The sequence below is a fragment of the Microcystis sp. M179S2 genome (genome assembly GCF_020245805.1).
Lineage (GTDB): Bacteria > Cyanobacteriota > Cyanobacteriia > Cyanobacteriales > Microcystaceae > Microcystis > Microcystis aeruginosa.
This window is the reverse complement of sequence record NZ_JADBUE010000116.1, coordinates 1-5,918: the sequence shown is the minus strand read 5'-3', so window position 1 is coordinate 5,918 and position 5,918 is coordinate 1. Positions and strand designations below refer to the sequence as shown.

The 5,918-nt window shown below is 34.5% G+C and carries 3 protein-coding genes; all 3 read left to right on the top strand.

Annotation, left to right across the window (positions count from 1 at the left end; translation table 11 throughout):
* On the top strand, positions 1-244 hold a 244-nt coding region (locus IM500_RS06690), incomplete at its 5' end, for a CU044_2847 family protein (RefSeq protein ID WP_287738003.1).
* 1 nt (position 245) lies between these two features.
* Positions 246-833 carry a Uma2 family endonuclease gene (locus IM500_RS06685; protein ID WP_190723819.1) on the top strand — a complete coding sequence of 196 codons (588 nt, stop codon included), beginning with the start codon at positions 246-248 and terminating at the stop codon, positions 831-833.
* Complete coding sequence (locus IM500_RS06680; protein WP_287738002.1) at positions 833-5,554, top strand: HEAT repeat domain-containing protein; 4,722 nt, start codon at positions 833-835, stop codon at positions 5,552-5,554. The genes IM500_RS06685 and IM500_RS06680 overlap by 1 nt, the downstream gene beginning before the upstream one ends.
* Positions 5,555-5,918 lie beyond the last annotated feature (364 nt).

Sequence of the window (5,918 nt, the reverse complement as noted above, 5' to 3'; positions counted from 1 at the left end):
TATAGAAGAAAGAACAAAAAATTTTCAAGCAGGAGTTACTAATATTGTTAATGAATATGCACAATTGTTATTAACTTCGATAAAACAGGGAGTTTCCCAAGCCAATCCACCCAGTAAGGTTACTTTAGAATTTGGGTTACAAGTTGGGGGCGAAACGGGGATTCCTTTGGTGACAAAAGGTTCAGCACAAGCTAATATTAAAGTTGCTATTGAATGGCAATTTAACCAAGATAAGGGAGGTTAGTATGCAAGTTCAAATCGAAAAACGCTATTACACGCCTGAAGAATATTGTCAGCTAGAAGAAATAGCAGAATACAAAAATGAATATCTAGATGGAGAAATTACTCCAATGGTAGGAGCAACTACTAATCATAATCTGATTGCTTTAAATTTCTGTAGGAATTTTCCGACTAAGATTAACAATCAAGATTATTGGGCTTTTATGAGTGATGTACGGTTATGGATGCCAAGATATCGCTTTTATACTTATCCTGATGTCATGGTGATTAAAGACAAACCATTATATGAAGGAAAAGGCACAAACACTGTAACTAATGCGTTAATCATTGTCGAGGTTTTATCGAAATCAACTAGAGATTATGACCGTACTGATAAGTTTAAGTTTTATCGCTCAATTCCTGAGTTTAAAGAATATATTTTGATTGATCAATACCGTTATTATGTTGAACAATTTTATCAACAAAATAATGGGGAATGGTTGTTTAAAGCCTCTGAATCAGACAAGGATACTTTAAGGTTTAATTCTGTGGATTTTCAAATGTCATTGCTGGATATTTATCAACGCATTGATTTTAATTTAACTGAAGAATAATGATTAAATCCAATCTCGACTATCTACAAGAATCAATGGTTAAAATCCTCAATGAAAAAGGGGATACGCTGGGTTCTGGGTTTATTATTCGAGAAGATGGTTATCTCATTACCTGTCATCACGTTATCTATCTTTTACCCTCTTTAAGAGTAAATTATCAAGGGAAAGAATACGCATCTCAATGGTGTCAAGAATATTCTAATCCAGAAGTTGATATTGCTATTCTTAAGATTAAGATTGAGAGTGCTAAACCTGTGAAGATTGTTAATTTTCAAGCTGGGTTAAATTGCGTCACAGTTTATGGATTTCCTAGAGAAAAAGAGAAGAATTTTCCAGAAGGATTTGATGTGAATGCCGATAAAATTACTGTCAGTGCGCCTTTAAATCTGCTTTCGACTTATCCTAATAATAAGATTGAATATAAGAATCCTTGGAATAAATTACCTGATAAATCTTCTAATTTTCTGACTCACAGAATTAATGCTAAGGTTGATAGGGGTACAAGCGGAGGTGCTGTTTTTTCGGAAGAATTAGGAGGAGTTTTAGGGGTTATTCAATCGAGTAAAACTGATGAAAGTTATGTGATTCGGTGGGATAATATTTTAGATATTTTAGATAAACTGGGGTTAGAACCTACCAAAAATGCTGTTTGTCGATTTTTAGAAAAAATTCAAGATGAATTTCAATATCTTCAATTCTTTCATACTCGTCAAAAAATCTCGTTATTAAAGCAATATATTCCTATTGAAGTTACTTTAGAAAGACGCTATAACCATGAGATTGAAACATGGCAAGCTTATACAGGTGATGAGGGAACATTAAAGAAAATCTATGCCTTAAAAGGGTTTACTGAGGAACAGCAACGGGAAGAAAACAAAAAAGTACAAGTTGATTGGGAAGAAGCCAAGGATAAACACAATAAAATGATGATTCTTGCTGATCCTGGAATGGGTAAATCAACTCTTTTAAGGATGGAAGCATTAAAAATTGCTAGGGAAGAATTAGGGAAGTTAGGTGTTAATACTCCTCAACCCTTCTTAAACAATCGGGAGAAGGTTAAGGTTAAGGATGTGATTCTTCCTTTGTATTTTCGGCTATCTGAGTTAGCAAATAAATTAGCAGAAAAAAATGATGATATTATTAACATAATACCTCAGTTAATTGATAAAAGTTTTCAGATTGAGTCTATTGTCAAAGAAAAGCTAGAACAGGGAAAATGTGTCTTATTTTTAGATGCTTTAGACGAAGTTTCTTCTGTGCAACTACATAAGCTAAATACAAAACTTGAGAATTTTTTAGATAATTCTCCTTGTAAAATTTATCTAACTTCTCGCATTGTGGGTTATAGTGGCAAATTTTCAGGGAAAGTTAAAGAGGTAGAAATTGTTCCCTTTACTGATAAAAAAATAGCTGAATATATCAAAACCTGGTTTGTTAATGCGGAAGATTATCTAGAGAATGATTTGGTATCAGCAGCAGGTTTAATTGAGGAGTTGAAAAATAAACCGCAAATTCAGGGTTTAGCACAAAATCCTTTATTACTTTCTTTGATTTGTAGTCTCTATCAAACTCAGGATTTAATTTTACCAGCAAAACGTAATGAAGTATATAAACAAGCAGTTGATTATATGCTGCGTGATTGGGTAGAAAATAGAAAGCTGGTATCAGTATCAGGCGGAAAGCGGATAGCGAAGATCAGATTATTAGAGATGGTGGCTTATGAATTATCTTGTCGAGAAGAAGAAATTTTTATTTTTAAAGAAGAAGACTTTTTTAATGTTTTAGAAAGATATTTACGTCATGAAGAAGTATCAACAATTTTCCGGGAATTAAATAGTGATGAATTGATGATACAGTTGTGCGAAGAAGATGGTATTATTCAGAAGTTTCATGAAAAAGGAGATCAATATCTATTTTTACATCGCACTTTCCAGGAGTATTTTACCGCTTGTTATCTTTATCAACGGATCAAGAAAAATCAAGAGGATGGAATTGCGTTAGTCAAGGCGCATTTCTGGGATCATGATTGGCATGAGACGATTATTTTGTTAGCGGGGATGATGTCTGATGCTAGTCTTTTGTTAGAAGCAATTTTACAGGAAAAAGATGATATTTTTGCGACTTTATTGATACTGGCTAGTAACTGTCTGGCGGAAAGTAAAAATATTCAAGATTCTCTGATTAATCAGATAGTCGATAAGCTTTATAAGGTGTGGCAGCGTGATTTTAGTTTAGAGTATATCAACAAGACAATGGTGACATTAGGGAAGACTTTTCCCGTGATGAGAAGACGATTAGAAAACGCACTTAAGGATTCACCTTGGTATGTCAGAGATAGTAAATTTAATGCAGCAGAATTGTTAGGTAAAATCGGCAATCCTGAATCGATATCCGCTTTAAGTGCGGCATTAGATGATTCGGAAAAGAGAATTAAAGGTTATGCAGAAGACGATATAAAAGAAATAAAGAGAGAACGTAAACCTATACTAGATTTTGAATTAGATTTGTATAAAGAAAAACCATTCAGAGGTTGGGCATTAAAAGCATTAGGAGAAATTGGCAATCCCAAAGCATTACCAACTATTATTCGGGCGTTCAATTATTCAGATTGGTTTAGAGATAATGCTGCAATAATTTTAGGAAAAATTAACAAAAAGCAAGCTTTAGCTTTACCCTCTTTAATTTCAACACTATCTGATTCTGAAAAAAGTGTCAAATTTTGGGGAGTGAAAGCTTTAGGTGAAATTGGTATTGGTAATTCGGAAACAATACAAGCTTTGATTACAGCACTTAATGATGTGAAAACTAGAAACAATGCAGTAGAAGCGTTAGGACAAATTAACAATTCAGCAGTAGTATCAGCTTTAATCGAGACAATTAAAAATTCAGATGGGGATTTCAGAAGTTATGCAGCAGTAGCTTTAAGTAAGATTACTAATCCAGATGCAGTACCAGTGTTAATAGAAGCAGTGAATCATTCAGCTTTTCATGTTTATATTAGATACTTTGCGGCAGAAGCTTTAGGTAATATTGGCAACCCAGAAGCCGTGTCTGCTTTAATTGCGGTGCTGAATGATTCAGAAATAAATGATATATATTATGCAGCAGATGAACTTGTCAGAAATAAGGCAGTAGAAGCATTAAGTAAAATTGGAACTCCACAAGCGGTGTCAGGTTTAATTGAGGCACTAGCACTTAAGAATCCTTATCAGGAAGTCGCAGGTAAAGCGGCAGAAGCTTTATTAAATATTGGCACTGAGGAAGCCTACTTAGGTTTAATGACAGCACTTAATCATTTAGATGAAAATGTTAGGAAATATGCGGTAGAAGCGTTAGGAAAAATTAACAACATTGGCAGCACAGCAGCGATGCCTATTTTAATCGAGGCACTAAATAATCCTTATCAGGAAGTTAGAAGCTATGCAACGATGATTTTTGCACATTTTCCTTTGGCGTTGGTGGTTAATCCAGAATCTAGACAAGCTTTTATTGTTGCCTCGCTTAATGATTCAGATAAGACTGGTAGAGACTGTGTAGAAACCGCTTTAAGCTTGCTTCTTAATCCAGAAGAAGTATTAGCTTTAATGACAGCACTAAGCAATTCAGATGAAACTGTCAGAAGTAATGCCATGGAATCTTTGGGCGAAACATTAGACAAAATTGGCAACCCAGAAACGATGTCAGGTTTAAGTATGGCACTAGAGGATTCCAATAATCTTCTCAGATGCTATTCGGCAATATTATTAACAGTTTATTTAAAAGGAAAAGGTAATCCAGAAGCTTTACCAATTTTAATCAAAGCACTTAATCATTCAGATGAGTATGTTAGACGCATGGCTGTAAGTGCTTTAGGTGATAGCGATAATCCAGAAGTAGTGTCAGCTTTAATTGAAGCTTTGAATGATGTAAATAAAGATGTGAGATTTATGTCAGCAGATGCTCTAAGCAAAATGGGCAATTTAGAGGGGATGCCAACTTTAATTGAGGGGTTAAATGATTCAGATAAATATATCAGAATTGCTATACTAGAAGCTTTAAGTAAGATAGACAATCCTGAAGTTATACCAGCTTTATTTAAGGGGTTAAATGATTCGGATGAGTATGTCAGAGCCTTAGCATCACAAACTTTAGGAAATATCGGCAACTCGGAAGCAATACCAGCTTTAATTGAAGCGTTAAATGATGAAGATAATCAGGTTAAAAACATTGCTCAACTAGCTTTAAGTCAAATAGGTAACTCAGAAACAATATCAGCTTTAATCGATGTAATAAAGTATTCAGAGCATGATGCCAGATGGTATGCAAAAACAGCTTTAATTGATATTGGTAACTCAGAAGTAGTGTCAGCTTTAATTGTGGCACTGAAAGATTCAAATAAGTATGTCAGAAGTTTGGCGGCAGAAGCGTTAGGTGAGATAGGCAACCCAGAAGCAGTAACAGCTTTAACTGAAGCACTGACAGAGGCAGATGATTATGTTTTAGAATTCGTAGCAGAAGCATTAGAAAAGATGGGCGACTTAAGAACCTTGAAACAAATTATTTATCGTTGGGATATTGATATTTATGAATCTAATATTTTTCAGCTTGCCAGAAAACTTGCCATCCGCTATCGCAAAACTAAAAACTCAGTTATTCCAGTTTATCGTCAGCGATTTAGATTTCTCGTAAAGCGCATTAGAGGAATTATTGTTATGTTAATCTCATCATTAAGAGACAAATAAAATCGTGACTATTGCAGACTCGCAATTCCCACCCAGAAAGCCAAGCCGAAACCTGACTTGATGGTTTATCCTGAAAGAATGGAGAAGACGATAAAACACTTGAGTAAAAAGATACGGTTCTTCGGTTTGTCTTATGCAATGGACGGGGGTTATAAGGAATGAAACCCTTATATAGACAGACATTGCTGCGATTTTTATCAATTGTTTTTGATCTAGAGCGAACTAATTAATTAAATCTCTTGCCAGATAAAGATTTAGTCGATTTATGCCACCCGCTCGAACCATACCAAGTAACGAAGAACCTTTTTAACAAGCTGTATCAATCTATTCATAATAAATATTGGCAGAGGATTAAAGATTAGTT

Coding starts and splice junctions, on each gene's coding strand:
- IM500_RS06685 (WP_190723819.1), top strand. CDS start 246: ATGCAAGTTCAAATCGAAAAACGCTATTACACGCCTGAAGAATATTGT.
- IM500_RS06680 (WP_287738002.1), top strand. CDS start 833: ATGATTAAATCCAATCTCGACTATCTACAAGAATCAATGGTTAAAATC.